The sequence below is a fragment of the Halobaculum sp. P14 genome (assembly GCF_051195155.1).
GTDB lineage: Archaea > Halobacteriota > Halobacteria > Halobacteriales > Haloferacaceae > JBNTKA01.
The window spans coordinates 99,223-118,295 of record NZ_JBNTKB010000004.1; the positions used below are offsets into that span (position 1 = coordinate 99,223).

Annotated in this window: 20 protein-coding genes; 10 read left to right on the plus strand and 10 right to left on the minus strand. The window is 69.6% G+C overall.

Features of this window, described 5'->3' with window-relative positions:
- Positions 1-50: 50 nt before the first annotated feature.
- Positions 51-1,910, minus strand: coding sequence for an SLC13 family permease (locus tag ACQUS7_RS09250; protein WP_435126624.1), 1,860 nt, complete (start codon positions 1,908-1,910; stop codon positions 51-53).
- Between the two features lie 93 nt (positions 1,911-2,003).
- Entirely contained in the window at positions 2,004-4,040 is a 2,037-nt protein-coding gene (locus ACQUS7_RS09255) for a DEAD/DEAH box helicase (protein WP_435146546.1), read from the minus strand.
- Positions 4,041-4,143: 103 nt separating this feature from the next.
- Between ACQUS7_RS09255 and ACQUS7_RS09260 the strand changes: the two genes are divergently transcribed.
- Positions 4,144-5,106, plus strand: coding sequence for a cation diffusion facilitator family transporter (locus ACQUS7_RS09260; RefSeq protein WP_435146548.1), 963 nt, complete (start codon positions 4,144-4,146; stop codon positions 5,104-5,106).
- Positions 5,107-5,212: 106 nt separating this feature from the next.
- On the opposite strand, the gene ACQUS7_RS09265 is transcribed toward ACQUS7_RS09260, so the two are convergent.
- Positions 5,213-6,199, minus strand: a complete 987-nt coding sequence (locus tag ACQUS7_RS09265; protein ID WP_435146550.1) for a replication factor C small subunit — start codon at positions 6,197-6,199, stop codon at positions 5,213-5,215.
- A 105-nt stretch (positions 6,200-6,304) separates the two neighbouring features.
- Between ACQUS7_RS09265 and ACQUS7_RS09270 the strand changes: the two genes are divergently transcribed.
- Both ACQUS7_RS09270 and ACQUS7_RS09275 read left to right on the plus strand, forming a co-directional pair.
- Positions 6,305-6,460, plus strand: a complete 156-nt coding sequence (locus tag ACQUS7_RS09270; RefSeq protein WP_435126609.1) for a hypothetical protein — start codon at positions 6,305-6,307, stop codon at positions 6,458-6,460.
- A 173-nt stretch (positions 6,461-6,633) separates the two neighbouring features.
- Positions 6,634-7,839: an anion permease gene (locus tag ACQUS7_RS09275; RefSeq protein ID WP_435126606.1), complete on the plus strand. Its 1,206-nt coding sequence runs from the start codon at positions 6,634-6,636 to the stop codon at positions 7,837-7,839.
- A 29-nt stretch (positions 7,840-7,868) separates the two neighbouring features.
- Here the strand turns inward: ACQUS7_RS09275 and ACQUS7_RS09280 are convergent, their stop codons facing one another.
- Complete coding sequence (locus ACQUS7_RS09280) at positions 7,869-8,234, minus strand: STAS/SEC14 domain-containing protein (RefSeq protein ID WP_435146553.1); 366 nt, start codon at positions 8,232-8,234, stop codon at positions 7,869-7,871.
- A 90-nt stretch (positions 8,235-8,324) separates the two neighbouring features.
- Positions 8,325-9,740: a hemolysin family protein gene (locus tag ACQUS7_RS09285; protein ID WP_435146555.1), complete on the minus strand. Its 1,416-nt coding sequence runs from the start codon at positions 9,738-9,740 to the stop codon at positions 8,325-8,327.
- Between the two features lie 216 nt (positions 9,741-9,956).
- Between ACQUS7_RS09285 and ACQUS7_RS09290 the strand changes: the two genes are divergently transcribed.
- Genes ACQUS7_RS09290 through ACQUS7_RS09300 form a run of 3 tightly spaced genes read left to right on the plus strand, consistent with a single transcriptional unit; the run spans position 9,957 to position 11,323 of the window.
- Complete coding sequence (locus ACQUS7_RS09290) at positions 9,957-10,217, plus strand: glutaredoxin family protein (RefSeq protein WP_435126597.1); 261 nt, start codon at positions 9,957-9,959, stop codon at positions 10,215-10,217.
- A complete protein-coding gene (locus ACQUS7_RS09295) occupies positions 10,217-10,720 on the plus strand; it encodes a redoxin domain-containing protein (protein WP_435126594.1) in 504 nt (167 codons plus the stop codon). The genes ACQUS7_RS09290 and ACQUS7_RS09295 overlap by 1 nt, the downstream gene beginning before the upstream one ends.
- Complete coding sequence (locus ACQUS7_RS09300) at positions 10,721-11,323, plus strand: L-threonylcarbamoyladenylate synthase (RefSeq protein WP_435146557.1); 603 nt, start codon at positions 10,721-10,723, stop codon at positions 11,321-11,323.
- Here ACQUS7_RS09300 and ACQUS7_RS09305 read toward each other — a convergent pair.
- A complete protein-coding gene (locus ACQUS7_RS09305; protein ID WP_435146559.1) occupies positions 11,309-12,112 on the minus strand; it encodes a hypothetical protein in 804 nt (267 codons plus the stop codon). The genes ACQUS7_RS09300 and ACQUS7_RS09305 overlap by 15 nt on opposite strands.
- 146 nt (positions 12,113-12,258) lie before the next feature.
- Between ACQUS7_RS09305 and ACQUS7_RS09310 the strand changes: the two genes are divergently transcribed.
- Positions 12,259-12,618 carry a hypothetical protein gene (locus ACQUS7_RS09310; protein WP_435126586.1) on the plus strand — a complete coding sequence of 120 codons (360 nt, stop codon included), beginning with the start codon at positions 12,259-12,261 and terminating at the stop codon, positions 12,616-12,618.
- Positions 12,619-12,649: 31 nt separating this feature from the next.
- Here the strand turns inward: ACQUS7_RS09310 and ACQUS7_RS09315 are convergent, their stop codons facing one another.
- Positions 12,650-13,249 (minus strand): conditioned medium-induced protein 4, encoded by a 600-nt coding sequence (locus ACQUS7_RS09315; RefSeq protein ID WP_435146561.1) that lies wholly within the window; start codon positions 13,247-13,249, stop codon positions 12,650-12,652.
- 341 nt (positions 13,250-13,590) lie between these two features.
- Here ACQUS7_RS09315 and ACQUS7_RS09320 point away from each other — a divergent pair, with 341 nt between their 5' ends.
- Positions 13,591-15,726 carry a heterodisulfide reductase-related iron-sulfur binding cluster gene (locus ACQUS7_RS09320; protein WP_435146563.1) on the plus strand — a complete coding sequence of 712 codons (2,136 nt, stop codon included), beginning with the start codon at positions 13,591-13,593 and terminating at the stop codon, positions 15,724-15,726.
- Between the two features lie 74 nt (positions 15,727-15,800).
- Here ACQUS7_RS09320 and ACQUS7_RS09325 read toward each other — a convergent pair whose 3' ends face one another.
- Positions 15,801-16,121, minus strand: a complete 321-nt coding sequence (locus ACQUS7_RS09325) for a 4Fe-4S dicluster domain-containing protein (RefSeq protein ID WP_435126578.1) — start codon at positions 16,119-16,121, stop codon at positions 15,801-15,803.
- 93 nt (positions 16,122-16,214) lie between these two features.
- Between ACQUS7_RS09325 and ACQUS7_RS09330 the strand changes: the two genes are divergently transcribed.
- Positions 16,215-16,706, plus strand: coding sequence for a cupin domain-containing protein (locus tag ACQUS7_RS09330; protein WP_435146565.1), 492 nt, complete (start codon positions 16,215-16,217; stop codon positions 16,704-16,706).
- 33 nt (positions 16,707-16,739) lie between these two features.
- Here the strand turns inward: ACQUS7_RS09330 and ACQUS7_RS09335 are convergent, their stop codons facing one another.
- Positions 16,740-17,036, minus strand: a complete 297-nt coding sequence (locus tag ACQUS7_RS09335) for a hypothetical protein (protein WP_435146567.1) — start codon at positions 17,034-17,036, stop codon at positions 16,740-16,742.
- A 304-nt stretch (positions 17,037-17,340) separates the two neighbouring features.
- Here ACQUS7_RS09335 and ACQUS7_RS09340 point away from each other — a divergent pair, with 304 nt between their 5' ends.
- Positions 17,341-17,691 carry a hypothetical protein gene (locus tag ACQUS7_RS09340; protein WP_435146570.1) on the plus strand — a complete coding sequence of 117 codons (351 nt, stop codon included), beginning with the start codon at positions 17,341-17,343 and terminating at the stop codon, positions 17,689-17,691.
- Positions 17,692-17,754: 63 nt separating this feature from the next.
- On the opposite strand, the gene ACQUS7_RS09345 is transcribed toward ACQUS7_RS09340, so the two are convergent.
- On the minus strand, positions 17,755-18,936 hold the full coding sequence (locus ACQUS7_RS09345; protein WP_435146572.1) for an acyl-CoA dehydrogenase family protein: 1,182 nt from the start codon (positions 18,934-18,936) through the stop codon (positions 17,755-17,757).
- Between the last annotated feature and the right edge of the window lie 137 nt (positions 18,937-19,073).

A 19,073-nucleotide genomic window follows, 5' to 3' on the forward strand; every position in this document is an offset into this window, starting at 1 on the left:
CCCGTCGGACGGAGATAAAACGTTCCATCGGCGGGCGGGGCGTGGCCGGGTCAGAGTCCGAGTCCGAACACCACGGGGATGAGCAGCGTCGTGACGACGGCGAACAGCGCCTGCAGCGGCGCGCCGACGCGGAGGTAGTCCGTGAATCGATAGCCGCCGGGGCCGTAGACGAACAGGTTGGTCTGGTAGCCGACCGGGGTCATGAACGCCGTGGAGGCGGCGAACGTGACGGCCATGGCGAACGCGAGCGGGTTCGCGTCGAGCTGAGCGGCGGCTTCGAGCGCGACCGGTATCATGAGGACGACAGAGGCGTTGTTGCTGATGACGTTGGTGAGCAGCGCCGTGACGACGTAGAACGAGCCGAGCAGGACGAGCGGCGGGAGGACGCCGCCGGCGGCGACGATGGTGTCGGCGAGGAGGCCGGCGGCGCCGGAGTTCTCCATCGCGATGCCGAGCGGGATGACGCCGGCGAGCAGGAAGATGACGTCCCACTGGACCGCGTCGTACACTTCGCCGGGGTTGAGACAGCCGGTGGCGACCATGGCGAGCGCGCCGGCGAGCGCGGAGACGACGATCGGCATGACGTCGAGTGCGGCGAGCAGGACGACGGCGGCGACGATGCCGACGGCGACCGTGGTTTTCGACTCCCGGAAGTCGTGCTGTTCGACCTCCTGGGCGACGATGAAGTTCCGGTTCGAGTCGAGCCGTTCGAGCGAGTCGCTGCTGGCCTGCACGAGCAGCGTGTCGCCGACGCGGAGCGGAATGTTGTCCATGCGTTTCCGGATGACGTCGCCGCCGCGGCGGAGCGCGAGCACCGTGGCGTCGTATCGCTGCCGGAAGCTCGCGGAGGCGAGCGACTCGCCGACCAGCGACGAGCCAGGCGCGATGACGGTTTCGACGAGGTTCTGGCTGCTCTCGGCGGCTTCCAGCTCCGACTCGTCGACCGTCGCCTCCGGGACGAGGTCCAGCCCTTCGACGTCGAGCAGGTCGACGAGCGTGTCGCGGTCGGTGCGGACGGCGAACACGTCGCCGGCCTGTATCTCCTTCTGCCCGAGCGGTTCGAGGAACACGCTGTCGCCGCGGATGAGCTGGACGAGGTCGACGTCGAAGTCGACGTCGCCGAGCGCGGTTTCGACGCGCTGACCCACGAGCGGTGAGTCCTCGCGAACGACGACCTCGGTGAGGTAGTCGGCCATTCCGAACTCCTCGGTGAGGTCGGTTCGGGGCTTGATTCGCTCCGGCGTGAGCCACCGGCCGACCGTCAGCAGGTACGCGGTCCCGACCGCGAGCAGCACGACTCCGAGCGGCAGGAACTCGAACATTCGGAACTGCCGGGCGACTGCGGCGGGCGCGAGCCGCGCGTACAGGTCGGATGCGAGGATGTTGGTTGAGGTGCCGATGAGCGTGAGCGTCCCGCCGAACATGGAGGCGTAGCTCAGCGGTAACAGCAGTTTCGACGGCGAGGTGCGGCCGCGTTCGGCGAGGTCCGTCACCATCGGCAGCAGAATCGCGACCGCCGCCGTGTTGTTGATGACGCCGGAGATCGGGCCGACCACGCCGATGGTGGCGCCGAGCTGTTTCGTCTCGTCTCCCTCCGTCAGCCCGGCGATGAGGGTGCCGAGCCGCTGGACGATGCCGGTCATGCGGACGCCTTCGCTCAGCACGAACATCGCGAGGACCGTCAGCGTCGCCTTGTTGGCGAACCCGGAGAGGCCCTCGTCGACCGACACCAGGTCGAGCGGAGCGGCGACGACGCCGAGGTCGGCGAGCGCCGTCGTCACCGGCGTCGCGACGAGCAGCGTCACCAAGACGCCGAGCGCCGTGATGTCGACCGGGACCGGTTCGAGGACGAACAGCGCGAGCGCCGCGGCGACGAGGAGAAAGACGAAGAGTATCTCGGGCGCGAGCACGGCGAAGCCGACGCTTCGCGCCGGTAAAAGTTCCACGCTCCCGGGGAGCCGTGCGGCGTTCCCGCCCGGCCCGCCGGCGGCCCGGCGGTGCCGTTACAGTTCCTCGTCGGCGAGTTCCATGTCGGCGACGATTTCGTACGGGTGGGCGTCCCGGCGGACGCCGTCGAGGATGCGGAAGGCGTCGTCGGGCGCGAGGAAGTGCCGCGTGACGGCGCGGCCGAGCGGCGTCGCGTCGAAGCCGTCGATGAACTCCCACTCCAGCAGCTTCCCGACGGCGTGCGTCGTCGGGACGTCGCCGAGCATCCGGTCGTTCAGCCGCTTCGCGCCCTTCCCGGCGACGACGACGTTCGCGAGCGTCTCCTCGGCGGCCGCCGACGTGTCGTACACCGTCGTGACGTCTTCCATCTCGCCTTTCAGTAGCTTGAACGCCGCCTCGTCCTCCGTCATCTCCATGGAGTTGTGGTAGACGCCGTCCGGCTCCACCAGCAGGTACACCGTCCCCTGGTCGTGGTAGTCCGGGCGGCCCGCGCGGCCGAGCATCTGCTCGAACTCCTGGACCGACAGCCACTCGATGCCCATCGCGAGCGAGTCGAACAGCACCTGCGACGCCGGGAAGTCGACGCCGGCGGCGAGCGCGGCGGTCGTGACGACCGCGGCGAGGTCCTGGTCGCCGAACTTCCGCTCGACGGTCTTCCGCCGCCGGTAGTCCAGCCCGGCGTGGTACGGCGCCGACGAGTACTCCAGTTTCCGCGAGATTTCGTGGCAGCGCCGCCGCGAGTTCGTGAAGATGATGGTCTGTCCGCGGTAGCCCTTCGACGACTCGGAGTCGAACGCGCGCTTCACGAGCCGGTTTTCGATGCGGAGCTTCTCGCGGTCGTCCGCGAACGTCAGGTGGCGCTCGATGGGGACGGGGCGCTCTTCGAACTCGATGAGCGTCGCCTCCAGGTTCCGCGCGAGGTACTCGGGGTTGCCGACGGTCGCCGACAGGTACACCCACTGCGCGAGCGAGTCGCGCTGCTCCGTGTAGTGTTTCAGCCGCGAAATCATGCCGTCGAGGCGGTGCCCGCGGCCCTCCTCTTTCAGCGTGTGCACCTCGTCGATGACGACGGTGCCGACGTCGCCCATGTCCTTGCCGGTGCGGAGCGCGTGGTCGATGCCCTCGTAGGTGCCGACGATGACGTCGGCGTCCGGGTCGAACCGGTTGCCGTCGTCGTTGATGCGGGAGGCGCCGACGCGGATGGTGACGTCGAGGACGTCGCCGTACCGCTCTTCGAAGTCCTCGTGTTTCTGGTTCGCGAGCGCGACCAGCGGCACCAGAAACAGCAGTTTCCCGTCGCCGTTCAGGGCGTTGTTGACGCCGGCGAGTTCGCCGACCAGCGTCTTCCCGGTCGCCGTCGCGGAGACGACGAGCTGGTCGTCGCCGTCGAACAGCCCGTTCCGCACCGACAGGCTCTGCACCGGCAGCAGCTCGTCGAACCGGTCTTCGGTGCGGTCTTGCAGCGCCGGATGCAGGTCCAGTTCGTCGGTGCGGACCGCGTCGACGTCCTCGACGGTCGCGGAGATCGTGTCGAACTTCGTCAGGTCCGGGTCGAGGTTCCCCTCCAGCAGGTTCGTGATGCGGTCGAGGTCTTGCACCTCCAACAGCAGCTCCTCCAGCCGGTCCTGCGCGGAGCCGGTGAACTGCCCCTTGTACGACAGTTCGCGCTCCAGCTCCTGTTTCGCGCAGTCCGGACAGATGTGGTCGCGGTCGGCTTTCACGGCCGTGTCCTCCGTGACCGGCGAGTACCGGCCGGCGTTCGCGCAGTACCGGCACGTCCGCACCTGCAGCGCGTCGAGCTGGTAGGCGTCCAGCATCGACTGGAGGCGGTCGCGCGCCGACGGCGACGTCTGCTCGGAGATGCGGATGCGTTCGGCGGAGCGCGCGACGTCGACGAACTGGTCGGGCTGCCGCGGCTCCTCGCTGGAGCCGTCCTTGACGCGGAAGCGCCGCGGCCGCGGCCCCGCGTCGGCCTCCTTCAGTTCGAGGACGCCGCGCAGCACCCGCTCGCCGTCGCGGGTGACGACGACCGTGAACTCGTCGCCGTGCTCGTGGAGGAACAGCGTCTCGACCTGCGGGATCTGCTCGGACACTTTGTTGGCCGTTCTAGGCGGAAGAGGTATTTCAGCGGTTCGCCTCCGCGCCGTCGTCGCCGGAGCACCGGCTTTCTATACGGCGGGCCGAGACGGGCCGCGTATGGCTGGTAGCAAGTCCGTGGTGCTCGCGGCGCTCGTCGCGAACGCCGCCATCGCGGTGCTCAAGTTCCTCGGCTATCTGCTCACCGGGAGCCCGTCGATGCTGTCGGAGACGTACCACTCGGTCTCCGACACCGGGAACCAGGTGTTCCTGCTCGTCGGCATCCGGTACTCCGGCCGGAAGCCGAGCCAGGCGCACCCGTTCGGCTACGGGAAGGCGCAGTTCTTCTACTCGTTTCTCGTCTCCGTGCTGCTGTTCGGCATCGCCGGCTGGGAGTCGCTGAAACACGGCTACCAGGCCGTCGTCGCCACCGGCCACGCCGAGGAGGCCGCGGACGTCGTCATCGCCGGATTCAACGTCAGCGCCGCGGTGCCGGTCGAACCGTTCTGGGTGAACGTCGCGGTGCTCGTCGGCGCAATCGTCTTCGAGGCGTACGCGTTCCGGAAGGCGCTCGGGGAGCTCACCCGGCAGATTCGGAAGTACGGCTGGGACGGCATCTACGAGGCGTTCCGGGCGACCAGCGACGTGACGACGCTGACGGCGTTCACCGAGGACGCCATCGCGCTGTCGGGCGCCGGCGTCGCGCTCGTCGGCATCACGCTCACCCGCGTCACCGGCAACGAGGCGTACGACGCCGTCGCGTCCATCCTCATCGGCGCGCTGCTGATGACGTTCGCGGTCGCGCTCGCGTGGGAGAACAAGCGGCTGCTGCTCGGCGAGTCGCTGCCGTCGGAGACCGAAGCGAAACTCCGCGGCGCCGTCGCTGACCACACCGGCGTCGTCCACATCGACGGCTTCCGCACCATGTTCATCGGCCCCGGCGAAGCGCTCGTCACCGCCGACGTCAGCTTCGACCCCGACCTGGTCACCGGCGACATCGACGAGGACATCTCACAGATCGAATCGGCGCTCCGCGACCTCGACGACCGCGTCCGCATCGTCTACATCGAGCCGGAACTGTAGGCGGGTCACAGAGGCGGCGACCCGGAAACCGCGGCAGCAACCCAGAAACCGCGGCCGAACTGTCTCCGCGTCCGTCTCGCTCCGCGACCGCGACGCCGCGGCGTCGCTACACCGAGTCGATGGCGAGCGACGCGAGCAGCGCTTCGAGCTGGACCTGCTCGTTCGCGCCTTCGGTGATGCGGTAGTCGGCGTCGCCGATGCGCTCCATCAGCCGGACGGCTTCGCGGTCGCTCAGCCCGAAGTCCCAGACGGAGCGGTGGAGCTGGTCGATGATGTCGCCGCCGGCCATCCCGGTTTCGGTGAGGAGCGTGTCCAGCGTCGCCCGCGACTTCGAGAAGTCGCCGTCGAGGGCGTCTTCCACCATCTCCTGAATCTCCTCCGGGCGCGCGGTCGCCGTGATCTGGTAGACGGCTTCCTCGTCGACGACCTCGCCGGTCGTCGCGGCGGCCTGCAGGCTGTTGATGGCGCGCCGCATGTCGCCGTTCGCGGCGTACACCAGCGCGTCCATGCCGTCGTCGGTGAGTTCGATGCCTTCGCGCTCGGCGATCTCCCAGATCTGCTCGGCGACGGCGTCGTCGGCCAGCGGCGAGAACCGGAAGACGGCGCAGCGTGACTGAATCGGGTCGATGATTTTACTGGAGTAGTTGCACGACAGGATGAACCGCGTGTTGTCCGAGAACTGCTCCATCGTCCGGCGGAGCGCCGACTGCGCGTCGTCGGTCAGCGAGTCCGCCTCGTCGAGGAAGATGACGCGGTAGTCGTAGCCGCCGAACGACGACCGCGCGAAGTTCTTGATGCGGTCGCGGACGACGTCGATGCCGCGCTGGTCGGAGGCGTTCAGTTCGAGGAAGTTCGTCTGCCAGTCGTCGCCGTAGATTTCGCGGGCGATGGCGACCGCGCAGGTCGTCTTCCCGACGCCCGCGGGGCCGGCGAACAGCAGGTGCGGCAGGTCGTTCTGGTCGATGTAGCTGCGGAGCCGCTCGACGATGTCCTCGTGGCCGGCGACGTCGTCGAGCGTCTGCGGCCGGTACTTCTCGATCCAGACCTCCCGGCCGGCCGGCGCGTCCCCGTCAGCCTCTTCGGCCTCGCTCATACCGAACCGTGGGCGCGCCGCCGGCATAAACGCCCCGAGAGCCGACCGCGGCGCGTCGTCGCTCCGGTCGAAACGCCTATCCGGCGACTGCCCGACTGCCGGGATATGGGAGTGCTCGACGTCGTCGGCGAGGCGGCCGCGCAGAACCCGATTCTGACCGGCATCCTCGTCGTCATCGTGCTGCTGCTGCTCGGCGCGTACCTGTTCGTTCGCCGCATCTTCGTCAGCGCACGCGAAGGCTACGAGCAGGGGAAACAGTAGCGGAGCGGCGGGCGGCCCGAGACGCCGGTCGGTCGGCGTCGGACTGGCGGCGATTCTGCGGCGATGACGGCGTGAGCCGCCGGCGACTCAGCCGTGAGCCGTCGGCGAGTTGCCGGTGACCCGCGCGGTGTCACAGGGACAGTCACTTATCCACGGACGCCGACCGCCGGGACATGGTCGCCGCGGGCACGCTCGCCACGTTCGTCGTCGCCGGTGTCGCGTCGCTGTTCATGGCGTGGGCCATCGGCGCAGGCTCGTCCGGGTCGACGCCGTTCGCGCCCGCGGTCGGAGCGAACGCCATCTCGGTGATGCGCGCCGGGCTCGTCGTCGGCGTCCTCGGGTTTCTCGGCGCGGTGTTACAGGGCGCGAACGTCACGCAGGCCGTCGGGACGAGCCTCATCGCCGGCGACGTCACCATCACCGCGACCGCCGCCATCGTCAGCCTGGTGACCGCCGCGGTCCTCGTCGCGTTCGGCGTGTTCGCCGGCTACCCCATCGCGACGGCGTTCACCGTCACCGGCGCCGTCGTCGGCGTCGGCCTCGCGCTCGGCGGCGACCCGGCGTGGGCGAAGTACACCGAAATCGCGTCGCTGTGGGTCGCCGTCCCGTTCGTCGGCGGCTTCGTCGCGTACGTCACCGCGCGGCTCCTCCGCGCGGACCGGGTCCCCGAACGCTACGTCGTCCCGGGGCTCGCCGGCCTCGTCGGCGTCATCGTCGCCAACATCGGCTTCACGCTGCTCGGCCCCGGCGACACGTCCGCGTCGCTCGCCGAAGCAGCGGCGGCGCGGCTCGACCTCACCGACGCGACGGTCGCCGGCGTCGACCCGGTCGTCGTCGCCGTCACGCTCGCCGTCGCCCTCGCCGCCGCCGTCGCGCTGTTCCGCGACATGGAACGGGACGCCGCCGCCGGCCAGCGCCACTTCCTCTTGACGCTCGGCGGACTCGTCGCGTTCTCCGCCGGCGGCTCGCAGGTGGGGCTCGCAATCGGGCCGCTCGTCCCGCTGCTCGACTCCGGGCTCGACGTCCCGCTCACCGCGGTGCTGGTCGGCGGCGGGCTCGGCCTGCTCGCCGGGTCGTGGACCGGTGCGCCGCGGATGATCAAGGCGCTGGCGCAGGACTACTCGAACCTCGGGCCGCGCCGCAGCATCGCCGCGCTCATCCCGAGTTTCGCCATCGCGCAGACCGCCGTCGCGTTCGGCATCCCTGTGTCGTTCAACGAAATCATCGTCTCCGCCATCATCGGCTCCGGCTACGCCGCCGGCGGCGCCGGCGTCAGCACGCGGAAGATGGCGTACACGGTGCTCGCCTGGGTCGGCTCGCTCGTGCTCGCGTTCGGCCTCGGCTACGGCGTGTACACCGTCGTCGACGCCGTCCTCTGAGCCCGCCCGGTTCGTCCCGCTACCATCCCTTACTCGGCCGCTCCGTCGCGTTCGAGCCACTGCCACGCTGCGTCGCGGTCGTCGAAGTGCTCGACGTCCGTGTCGACGAGGCGGTCGCCGAGGTCGACCGCCCACTCCACGAGGCTGCCGTCGCTCACGACGGCGTACCGGTCGAGGTCGTCGCGGTGGTGCAGCCAGAACGCGACGTCGTCGTCGAGCAGCGAGAGGTCGGGCCGCGGGACGTCTTCGAGCGCGACCAGCAGCCGCACCGAGCCGTGCTCGTCGATCTCCGCCTCCAGGTCGCCGACGATGTCGTCGAACTCGCGCTCCGTGAGTTCGCCGCCGAGTTCGTAGCCGACGACGCCGTCGCTGCTCCGGTCCAGTTTCTCGTACACGTCGAGGAGATGCGTCGCCGCGCCCGTAACCGTGGCGGCGGCCGTCCGCAGCGCGAACTCGACGACGGGCGACGAGTGACGGGCGACGGGCTACTCCTGCGCGCTGCTCTGCTCGGCGGCGGATTCGTCGCCCTCCGCCGGTTCGCCGGGCTCGGCGCCGCGGGCGGCGTCGGTGATGGTGACGCGCGCCCGCATGATTCGGGTGTTGTCGACCTGCTCGATGCGGATCTTGACGCCTTCGTACTCGATTTCCTCGCCCTCCTCGACCAGCCGGCCGGCGCGGTTGAACACGAAGCCGGCGAGCGTCTCGAACTCCTCGCCTTCCGGCAGGTCGATGTCGAGCACCTCGTTCACCTCGTCGATGTTCACTTCGCCCTGCACCAGCACGGTGTCGTCGTCGACGAACTCGAACGGCTCTTCCTCGTCGCCTTCGAGGATTTCGCCGACGATTTCCTCCACCATGTCCTCCAGCGTCAGGATGCCTTCGGTGGTGCCGAACTCGTCGATGACGACCACCATCTGCATCCGCGTCTCCTGCATCTCTTCGAGCAGTTCGTCGGCGTTCTTCGACTCGGGGACGTGCAGCGTCGGCTGGACGACGGACGCGAGGTCCGTCTCGCCCTCGCCGTAGTAGCGCGCCCGGACGAGGTCGCGGATGTTGACGACGCCGATGATGTTGTCGAGGTTGCCTTCGTACACAGGGATGCGTTCGTGGTCCGCCTGCACGCACGTCTCGATGGCCTCGTCGAGCGCGGCGTCGTTCGGCACCGCCTGCACGTCGAGCCGCGGCGTCATCACCTCCTTCGCGATGGTCTGGTTGAACCGGAAGATGCGGTCGAGCATCTCCCGTTCGTCCTCCTCGATGACGCCCTCGCGCTCCCCGGTCTGAATCATGTTCTGGATTTCGTCGCGGGTGACGTACGACGTCTCGATGGCGGAGCGGCCGCCGGTGACCTTGTTGACGATGCGGGTGAGGTAGTCGAACGTGACGACGAGCGGCAGCAGCACGTACTCGGATATCTTGAGCGGCCGCGCGATGCGGAGCGCCCACGACTCCGTGTTCTCGACGGCGTAGCTCTTCGGCGCGGACTCGCCGAACAGCAGCACCAGCGACGTGACGCCGAACGTCGACACCAGCACCGCGGTCCCGGCGTTCTCGATGTAGATGCCGACGAGCACGGTCGCCAGCGACGACATCGCGATGTTGACGAGGTTGTTGCCGACCAGGATGGTGACGAGCAGCCGGTGCGGGTCCGACGTGAGTTCGGCGACCGCGTTGGCGCCGCGCCGCCCCTCCTCGACGAGGTGGTCGATGCGGTGGGAGGCGAGCGAGAACATCGCGATCTCCGACGACGAGAAGAACGCAGAGAGCCCGATGAGGAGGAGGATGGTGACGCTGCCCGCGATGGTGACGGTCGTGTCGTTGATCGGGAGCGCGCCGAGGAGACCGCTGGCTTGGAGCGGCGCGGGCGTCACTACGGGGGTGTGTGCCGTCGACAAACCCATGGGATACGCTGGCTTGTCCGCCCCCCGAATTAAGCGTTGTCCTCACGGGCGCTCCCGACCGTATTCGTCCGGCTCTCACGGACCGGTCCGACGACGAACAGGGGTCGCCGGGTGACCGTCCGGTGCCGCCCGGCGACCGCACGATGACCGTCCGGTGGCCGGCGGCCCGGTGCCGCGGGCGAAGATGTTACCTCAGCCGCGGCCGTACGTCCGGGTATGCCAGACGAACCGCCGATTACGCTGTACCGGCTGCAGGCGTGTCCGTACTGCGAGCGCGTCGTGCGGAAGCTGAACGAGTACGACCTGGAGTACGAGTCCCGGTTCGTCGAGCCGATGCACTCCGACCGGAACGCGGTGGCGCGGCTCACGGGCGCGCGGACCGTGCCGGCCATCGTCGACGAGAACACCGGCGTCACGATGTCGGAGTCCGCGAACATCGTGGAGTTCCTCGACCGGACGTACGGAGGTGAGGCGTAATGCCCGACTTCGACGTCGTCGAACTGCCCGAGACGCCGCACCCCGAGGAGGGCGACACGGCGCCCGATTTCACGCGGCCGCTCGTCACCGACGAGTACTGGACGGACCGGTCGCTGTCGGCCGTCGCCGACGACCCGACGGTGCTCGTGTTCTACCCGATGGACGGCGCGTTCCCGGCGACGTACATCTGGAACGAGATTCGGGACCGCGGCTGGACCGACGACGCGACGGTCGTCGGCGTCTCCATCTCGTCGCCGTACGAGCACAAGCAGTTCATCGCCGAGCGCGGCATCGACGCGGACCTGTTCTCCGACCCGGCGGCCGACGTCGCCGCGGCGTACGACGTCGAACACGACCTCGACGGCATGGCGGGCGTCGTGGAGCCCCGCCCCGCCGTGTTCGTCCTCGACGAGGACCGAACCGTCGAGTACGCGTGGGTGGCGTCCGAGTGGCCTGACTTCCCGGACTACGACGCGGTGGAAGCCGCGTTCGCTGACCGATAGATGACGACCGCGACGTCTGACGACGCGGTCGCCGCGGCCGCCGCCGTCCGCGACGGCGACGTGGTCGTGTACCCGACCGAGACGGTGTACGGCCTCGGCGCCGACGCGACCGACCCCGACGCGGTCGACCGCGTGTTCGCGGTGAAAGGCCGGCCGCGCGACAAGCCGCTCTCCGTCGGGTTCGCCGCGGTCGACGCGGCGCTGGAGTACGTCGACCCGACGGACCGCGCGGAGCGGTTCATGCGGGCGTTCCTCCCCGGCCCGGTCACGGTCGTCGTGGAACGCGGCGACGACCTCCCGCCGGAGCTCACCGGCGGCGACCCGCGCGTCGGCGTCCGCGTCCCGGGGAACGAGACGGCGCGGCAGCTGGCGGACGCCGCCGGGCCGGTGACGGCGACCAGCGCGAACCGCTCGGGCGCCGGCAGCGTCCGCCGCGTCGACGACCTCGACCCGGCGGTGCGCGAGGCGGCGGCGGTCGTCGTCGACGGCGGAGAGACGCCGGGCGGCGAGAGCACCGTCGTCGACCCGGCGCGCGGCGTCGTCCACCGCGCCGGGCTCGACGCCGACGCGGTCCGCGAGTGGCTCGCCTCAGAAACCGAGTAGCGACCGGAGGCTCCGCGTCCGCACCCCGCACCGCTCCCGGTAGGCGCAGCCGTCGCACTTCGCGTCGCCGCGGAGCCGCGGCGGCGGCCCGTCCATCGACCGGACCGCGCGGAGCGCGCGGCGGTACGCGGCCGCGTTCCGAGTGGTCGCGCGCACCGTTCTGACGTCGCCGTACGCCGGGTACTCGACGAGCGCCTTCGGAATCCGTCGCTGACACTCCCACGCGAGCGCCTTCGCCGCCGCGACCGCTCTGACTCGCTGTGGCTCCCAGACGCCGCGCTCGGCCGGCTCGCCCGGCGACACGACGACCGGAATCGGCGGACCGGCGTCCGCGGAGCCGTCGCCGCCGTCGGTCCGGGCCGCCTCGGAGGCTCCGTTGCTGCCAGCGGCGGCGCTGCTCTCGGCGGTGGCGGCGTCGTCTCCGCCGGAGGCGTCGGCGCCAGCGCCGGCGCCGACCAGTATCTTGTGGGCGACGCCGCGGCAGTCCTTCCCGGTCAGCACCGCCCGGGTCGCCGCCGGCGACGTCAGCGCGTCCCAGTCGTCGCTGCGTGCGAGCCGGTCGAGCGCCGCGCGGTACCGGGCCGGCGGGAGCGCGATTGGTTTCCGGCGGAGCGCCGCGTCGTCGAGTCGACGGAGTTCGGGGTAGTGGAACGCGAGTTCGATTCGGTCGCGGGCGTCGGCCGGCGGCGCCCGGTCGTCGGCGCGGCGGGCGTAGTACAGTTGGCGCGGACAGTACGCGGCGGCGGCGAGGTCGGCGAACGCGACTCGGTCGTGCTCCGGCGGAGGCATGCGCCGTCTGGCCCCGTCTCCGTATTTGAAGGTTCGCGTTCAGACGCTCTTAGCCGGCGACGACGTGTCGACGACGATGCGTCGTCGACGCGGGCGTGCGCGTCCTGCGGGCGAACTATTTAGTTCAGCGGCGGCAACCGCGAAGCATGCCTCGGGACCGGGACAGCGGGCTCAACTGGCGGTACCTGCGGACGGCGGCGCTGACCGGCGTCGGAGCCGGTGCCGTCGGCGCGGGGCTCGCTGCCGCCGCGGAACGAATCGGGGTGGCGTCGCTCGGCGCCGGCATGCTCGGCGTCACCGTGCTCGGCGGCGCCCTGCTGCTCGCGTTCTTCGGCGCGACGACGTCTGAGCCGAGCGCGGCGGCAGACGCGTCGGTGGAGCCGATACACGCGGCCTCGGACCTGCACGAGCGCGTCGACCGCGGCTTCGGCGTCAGCCACGCGCTGCTGTGGGCCGGAATCGGACTGGTGGTCGCCGGGCTCGCCGGCCTCGTCTACGCCTGGTGAACGGGCCGTCCGCGGAGAACGGGGCGAGCGGTCAGAACGAGACGTCGGTTTCGATGTCTTCGGTGGCCTCCCGCAGGCCGTCCTCGTGCGCCTCCGTGGTGTGGCCGCCCTGGAGGTCAGCGTCGTCGAGGAGGTCCGCGAACTCGTCGCGGAAGCGGTCGTTCGCCCGGGTCGACTCCAGGTCCGCGTCGACGACGGCCGTGAAGTGCGCGACGGCGTCCTCGTCGGCGTCGAGCGCGTCGACGCGGTCGGCCATCGGGGCGTCTTCGATGTGGAGCGACCGGAGGCGGTCGAGGTCGAACGGGGCGTCGCGGTCGGCGTCCCGGACGAGGTGGAGGTCCATCCGGGCGTCGAACACCTCGTCCGCGTCGACGCCGAGCGCGTCGGCGATGGCGGCGTCGTCGTCGCCGTCGAAGTAGCGCCGGACGACGCGCTCGAGGTCGTCGTCGCCGAGCGAGGAGTCGAACTCGTAGCGGTCGCGCATCATCGCGACGAGTTCGCCGAGCCGCTCCGCCGCGTCACCGCGCTCCTCCGCCAGCGAGCCGTGCGTCTCCTCCTGGCTCTCGGTGACCGTGTCCGCTCCGGTCGCGTCGACGAAGATTTCGCGGAGTTCCGCGGTCTTCTCGTCCATGACGTGGGTCTCACGCCGTGCGGACAGAAAAGCCTGCTGGCACCGAATCCCGGAGCGTTCGACCCACAGACGGCCGAGCGTGCCGGCGTTCGCGGTCGGGGGCGACGACACGCTCCACGCCGGCACGCTCGCCCACACCGCCGCGCTCGGCCACACCGACACGCCCGGCCACGTCACCGGGCGACGACGCCACAGCGCTGCCGCCCCCGACACCGCGGATTCGTTTCGGTTCGAGCGAATGCTGCCGAGACGGCCGCGGACGGACCGCACGACGCGGCGGCGGCCCGGGCAGTCGCGCCGCGGCCGGGTGGCGAAGAGTTAACTTCGGGGCCTGCCGGCGTATGCGTATGCCAGCCGACCAGGTGACACGGGAGACGTTCTGGACGGTCGGGCCCGTCGGGAAGGCCGTCTTCTACTACCTCGCGGCGGTCGCGGTCGCCCTGTTCCTCTACGGGACCTACCGGCGGTTCGCCCGCTACGCCGACGGCGACGACGACTGGTTCGACCGCCTCGACGACCTCCCTGGCCGGGTCGTCAGCGCCGCGTCGGTCGTGCTCTCGAACCGGAACCAGTTCGACCGCGACGCGTACGCCGGCGTGATGCACGCGTTCGTCCTCTGGGGGTTCCTGACGCTGCTCATCGGCACCACTATCCTCGGCATCGACATCGACCTGTGGCGGCCCGTCACCGGCGAGTCGTTCTTCGTCGGCGACTTCTACCTGTCGTACTCGTTCGTGATGGACGCGATGGGGCTGCTGTTCGTCGTCGGCCTCGCGATGGCGATGTACCGGCGGTACACGGAGCGCGACGGCCGGCTCTGGGGGAAGCACACGTCGCTGGAGGACGACGCGTTCGTCCTGACGCTGTTCGCGCTCGGCGTCGGCGGCTACGTCATCGAGGCGTTCCGCATCGTCGGCACCGCCACCGAAACCGGCTCCGGCCTGCAGTTCCTGGCGTTCGAGCAGGTGTCGTTCGTCGGCTTCTTCCTCGCCGGCGTGTTCGCCGAACTCGGCCTCCGCCCCGCGCTCGCGGAGACGCTGTACCACTGGGGGTGGTGGAGCCACGCGCTGCTCGCGTTCGGCTTCATCGCGCTCGTCCCGTACGGCAAGCCGTTCCACATGGTGTCGAGCTTCGCGAACGTCGTCACCCGCGACGACAAGGCCGGCGTCCGGCTCCCCGGCGTCCCCGCGGACGCCGCGCCCGACGAAATCGGCTACGGCAGCATCGAGGACTTCTCGTGGCGGCACATCCTCGACCAGGACGCCTGCACCAAGTGCGGCCGCTGCTCGTCCGCCTGCCCGGCGAAGGCGTCCGGCCGGAACCTCGACCCGCGCGACGTCATCCTCGACCTGAAACGGTACCGCGAGGAGCTGGACGCCGGCCGCACCGAGGCGGTCGACATCGTCGCCGACGGCGGCAGCTCCGTCGTCGCCGCGGAGTCGATGGAGTCCTGTATGTCGTGTATGGCGTGCATGGACGCCTGCCCCGTCGACATCGAGCACGTCCCGCAGTTCACGCAGCTGAACCGTCGGCTCACCGAGACCGGCCAGATGGACGAGGCGGTGCAGGAGGCCATGATGAACGTGTTCCAGAACGGCAACACGTTCGGCGACCCCGCCCGGAACCGGCCGGACTGGACCGACGACCTCCCGTTCGACGTGCCGGACGCCCGCGAGGAGGACGTCGAGTTCCTGTGGTACGTCGGCGAGTACCCGAGCTACGACGACCGGAACCGCCGCGTGGCCCGGTCGCTCGCCACGCTGTTCGAGCGCGCGAACGTCGACTACGGCATCCTCTACGAGGACGAACAGCACGACGGCAACGACGTCCGCCGCGTCGGCGAAGAGGGGCTGTTCGAGATGCTCGTCGAGGACAACACGGAGGCGTTCGCGTCCGCGACGTTCGAGAAGGTGGTCACGACGGACCCGCACTCGATGAACACGTTCCGCAACGAGTACCCCGAAGTCTCGGAGTTCGACGACCCGGTGTTCCACTACACCGAAGTCGTCGAGAACCTCGTCGAGCAGGGCCGGCTCGGCCTCGACGGCACCGAACTCGACTACACCGTCACCTACCACGACCCGTGCCACCTCGGCCGCATGAACGACGTGTACGACGCGCCCCGCGACGTCATCCGGGCGACCGGCGTCGACCTCCACGAGATGCCGCGGAACCGCTCGGAGTCGTTCTGCTGTGGCGGCGGCGGCGGCGGCCTCTGGATGGACCACGACGAGGAGACGAAGCCGAGCGAGGAACGGCTCCGCGAGGCGCTCGAAGACACCGACGCCGGCGACGACGTCGAGAAGTTCGTCGTCGCCTGCCCGATGTGCGGGACGATGTACGAGGACGGCCGGAAGACCGGCGACTTCGAAGACGACATCGACGTCGTCGACATCGCGGAACTGCTGTGTGAGGCGCTGGACGAACGCGGCGCGTCCGTGCCGGGGCCCGCCGGGTCGCCCGCGACGGCCGACTGAGCCGTCGCGGACCGGGCGGGACAGTCTCCGATAGAACTGGGCAGGCCGAACCGGAGCCGACCTGGACCGCGTCGTTACGACCGTGACGCGTCGACGTCGATGGCGTCCACCGGGCAGATGTCGACGCAGAGCATGCAGTCGATACACTGGTCTTCGCGGGTCGGCTCGACTTTCTTCTCGGACTCCGGGTGGCCGGGCGTGTCCACCCAGTCGAAGACGTCCACCGGGCAGTTCTCCAGGCAGGCGCCGTCGGCGATGCAGATGTCGTAGTCGACGGCGACGTGGCTCCCGTGGATGCCGAGTTTCTCCGGCGGGTCGACCTCGCCCCACACGTCGACGCCGTTCTCCTCGCCGACCTTCTCCCGGTTCTCGTCGAAGTTCGGGTCGATACCCATTGCTAGAGGGATACGGCGTCGCGTACAAAAACGTCGGCATCGGCGCGCGGGACGGGCGCTGCTACTATGTCGGCGCGGCGAGACGCCGCGGACATGCCCGTGGTGAACGAAGAGGACGTGGAGTGGACCGAGACGACCCGCGGCGAGGACGTCGCGTTCCGCCGGAAGCGACTCGGCGCGGCTGCCGACGGCGACGACATCGGCTGCAGCCTCTACGAACTCCCGCAGGGGAAGCGAGCGTGGCCGTACCACTACCACACCGCGAACGAGGAGGCGCTGTACGTCCTCGACGGCGACGGCCTGCTCCGGCTCGACGGCGACCAGCACGATATCCGCGCCGGCGACTACGTGGCGCTGCCCGCCGACGAGTCCGGCGCGCACCGCGTCGTCAACGACGGCGACCGGCCGCTGCGCTACCTGTCGGTCTCGACGATGCGCGACCCGGACGTCCTGGTGTACCCGGATTCGGAGAAGGTCGGCGTGATGGCGGGCGCGCCGCCCGGCGGCGACGGCGACCGCGACGTCGACGCCTACTTCCGCCGCGGCGACGCCGCCGACTACTGGCTCGACGAAGCCGGCGAATGAGCGTGACGGCGGAGAACCCGAATCGCGGCGCCGTCAGTGCAGCGCGGCGTTCACGGCCTGCAGCGCGTCGCGGCCGGGCGCCCGGTCGCGGACCGGCGCGTCGCCGAGATACGACACCAGCGCGTCCCGGATGACGCGGACGTGCTGCGGCTCGAACCGGTCGCTGTCGGCTTCCACGGCTTCGAGCGCGTCGACCTCCGGATAGTCCGGCTTCGAGTCGTCGGCGTCGACTGCCGCGCGGAGCTGGGCGAGGAGCGCGACGTGCGCGACCCACGCCTCCTCGCGGGTGAACGAGAGCACGGTCGGGCGGTCACGGACTGGTGCTGGCATCGCTTCGGTGGTCGAAACAGGAGCGACCTACTTAGGTGTGTGCATGGTTCCCAAACAGTGGACGAGCGGGCAGTTCCGTCGCCGGTGCGGCGGGCACCGAGCCGGGCGGCGAATCTACTCTCGTATTGAGCCGGTCCCATTTGGCCGGGAGCACCAGTTAACGCCGTGGCGATACCGATATCCCAAGAACAAAATTACTACATCTCTATATATAATTGAGCCGTGATTCGTCGCGGGTATTTGGCGGCGGTGGGGAGCATAGTCCCGTTTTCAGGATGCGCAGTAAGTAGAGAGCCCGAGGTTCGTGTTTCTACGCTCAACAGCATCGAACTGGGACGACACAGCACACACGATCACTCTCGTCGTACTCGACGGAGCGGAGAGAGTGTTCGATGAATCCGTCTCGTTCGATGCTGCGCCAACAACTGACGAGGGAGCCAAGAAGGCCCCTTCGACAGTCTGGGAGAACGTCGTTCGGGGGGCGGGCTCGTATCGGCTGCGCACGAAGGTGGACGATTGGAAGTGGAGCGAAACGGACCTGACCGAGACTCGAGACGACTGCGTGACGGTGACTGTGATGATCAATACGTCCGGAGAAGTCGACGTGTACCACTCCTCCTGTGGAACCGAAACAGGAGGCGCGGCCGGCGCTTGAAACACCGACTGCCGGCAGTTGACGCGCGGCCACGCCGTTCGTTCAAGTCGGCTTCGTCGCCTGTTACTGGTAGGCGGCGATTCCGGTGAGGTCCTCGCCGAGAATCAGCGTGTGGATGTCGTGGGTGCCCTCGTAGGTGTAGACGGTCTCCATGTTGCTGAGGTGCCGCATCGGCGAGTAGTCCCCGGTGATGCCGTTGCCGCCGAGCATCTCGCGGGCGACGCGCGCCTGGTCGCGCGCCATCCGGACGTTGTTGCGTTTCGCCATCGACACCTGCTGGGGCCGCAGCCGCCCCTGCGCTTTCAGGTCGGCGAGCCGGTAGGCGAGCAGCTGCGCCGTCGTGATCTGGGTCGCCATCTCGGCGAACTTGTCCTGCTGTAACTGGAACCGCGCGATCGGGCCGCCGAACTGGTCGCGGTCGCGCTGGTAGTCCCGCGCCGTCTCGAAGCAGTCGCGGGCCGCGCCGACCGCGCCCCACGCGATGCCGTAGCGCGCCTGCGTCAGACACGACAGCGGCCCCTTCATCCCCTCGACGTCCGGCAGGACGTTCTCCGCCGGAATCCGGGCGTCGTTCAGCCCGATTTCGCCGGTGACGGACGCCCGCATCGACAGCTTCCCGTCGATCTCGTTCGTCGTCACGCCGTCGCGGTCCGTCTCGACGAGGAAGCCGCGAATCGGGGCGTCCGCGTCCGAGTCGCCGTCGACGTCCGTGACGTCCCGCGCCCACACCACGGCGACGTCCGCAATCGGCGCGTTCGTGATCCACGTCTTCGCGCCGTTCAGCACGTAGCCGTCGGCGTCCTTCTCCGCGCGCGTCTCCATGCCGGCGGGGTTCGAGCCGTGCTCCGGCTCGGTCAGCCCGAAGCAGCCGACCGCCTCGCCCTCGCCGAGCGCCGGCAGCCACTCCTCCTTCTGGGCCGCCGAGCCGAAGGCGTGAATCGGGTACATCACCAGCGCGCCCTGCACCGACGCCATCGACCGCAGCCCCGAGTCGCACGCCTCCAGTTCCTGCATCAGCACGCCGTACGCGCGCTCGGAGACGTTCGGCGACCCGTACCCCTCCAGGTTCGGCGCGTAGAAGCCGAGTTCGCCCATCTCCGGGATGAGCTCGGTCGGGAACGTCCCGTTCTCGTAGTGCTCTGCGATGTCCGGCCGCACCTCCTCGTCGACGAACTCCCGCGCCGTGTCCCGAATCAGTTTCTCCTCGGCGGACAGGTCCTCCTCGAGACCCACGTAGTCGAGCATGGCGCCGACTCCGAAGCGGCCCGTGAAAAGGCGTTCGCAATACTTGTCGGTACTCCGCGGTCGGAGCAGTCCGCGGAGAAGCGCGAATCCCCGCCGTCGTCGCCTGTGCGGTCAGATTCCGCGTCAGAAACGTCGTC

Coding starts and splice junctions, on each gene's coding strand:
- ACQUS7_RS09260 (WP_435146548.1), top strand. CDS start 4,144: ATGGCTGGTAGCAAGTCCGTGGTGCTCGCGGCGCTCGTCGCGAACGCC.
- ACQUS7_RS09265 (WP_435146550.1), bottom strand. CDS start 6,199: ATGAGCGAGGCCGAAGAGGCTGACGGGGACGCGCCGGCCGGCCGGGAG.
- ACQUS7_RS09270 (WP_435126609.1), top strand. CDS start 6,305: ATGGGAGTGCTCGACGTCGTCGGCGAGGCGGCCGCGCAGAACCCGATT.
- ACQUS7_RS09275 (WP_435126606.1), top strand. CDS start 6,634: ATGGTCGCCGCGGGCACGCTCGCCACGTTCGTCGTCGCCGGTGTCGCG.
- ACQUS7_RS09285 (WP_435146555.1), bottom strand. CDS start 9,740: ATGGGTTTGTCGACGGCACACACCCCCGTAGTGACGCCCGCGCCGCTC.
- ACQUS7_RS09290 (WP_435126597.1), top strand. CDS start 9,957: ATGCCAGACGAACCGCCGATTACGCTGTACCGGCTGCAGGCGTGTCCG.
- ACQUS7_RS09295 (WP_435126594.1), top strand. CDS start 10,217: ATGCCCGACTTCGACGTCGTCGAACTGCCCGAGACGCCGCACCCCGAG.
- ACQUS7_RS09300 (WP_435146557.1), top strand. CDS start 10,721: ATGACGACCGCGACGTCTGACGACGCGGTCGCCGCGGCCGCCGCCGTC.
- ACQUS7_RS09305 (WP_435146559.1), bottom strand. CDS start 12,112: ATGCCTCCGCCGGAGCACGACCGAGTCGCGTTCGCCGACCTCGCCGCC.
- ACQUS7_RS09310 (WP_435126586.1), top strand. CDS start 12,259: ATGCCTCGGGACCGGGACAGCGGGCTCAACTGGCGGTACCTGCGGACG.
- ACQUS7_RS09315 (WP_435146561.1), bottom strand. CDS start 13,249: ATGGACGAGAAGACCGCGGAACTCCGCGAAATCTTCGTCGACGCGACC.
- ACQUS7_RS09320 (WP_435146563.1), top strand. CDS start 13,591: ATGCGTATGCCAGCCGACCAGGTGACACGGGAGACGTTCTGGACGGTC.
- ACQUS7_RS09325 (WP_435126578.1), bottom strand. CDS start 16,121: ATGGGTATCGACCCGAACTTCGACGAGAACCGGGAGAAGGTCGGCGAG.
- ACQUS7_RS09330 (WP_435146565.1), top strand. CDS start 16,215: ATGCCCGTGGTGAACGAAGAGGACGTGGAGTGGACCGAGACGACCCGC.
- ACQUS7_RS09335 (WP_435146567.1), bottom strand. CDS start 17,036: ATGCCAGCACCAGTCCGTGACCGCCCGACCGTGCTCTCGTTCACCCGC.
- ACQUS7_RS09345 (WP_435146572.1), bottom strand. CDS start 18,936: ATGCTCGACTACGTGGGTCTCGAGGAGGACCTGTCCGCCGAGGAGAAA.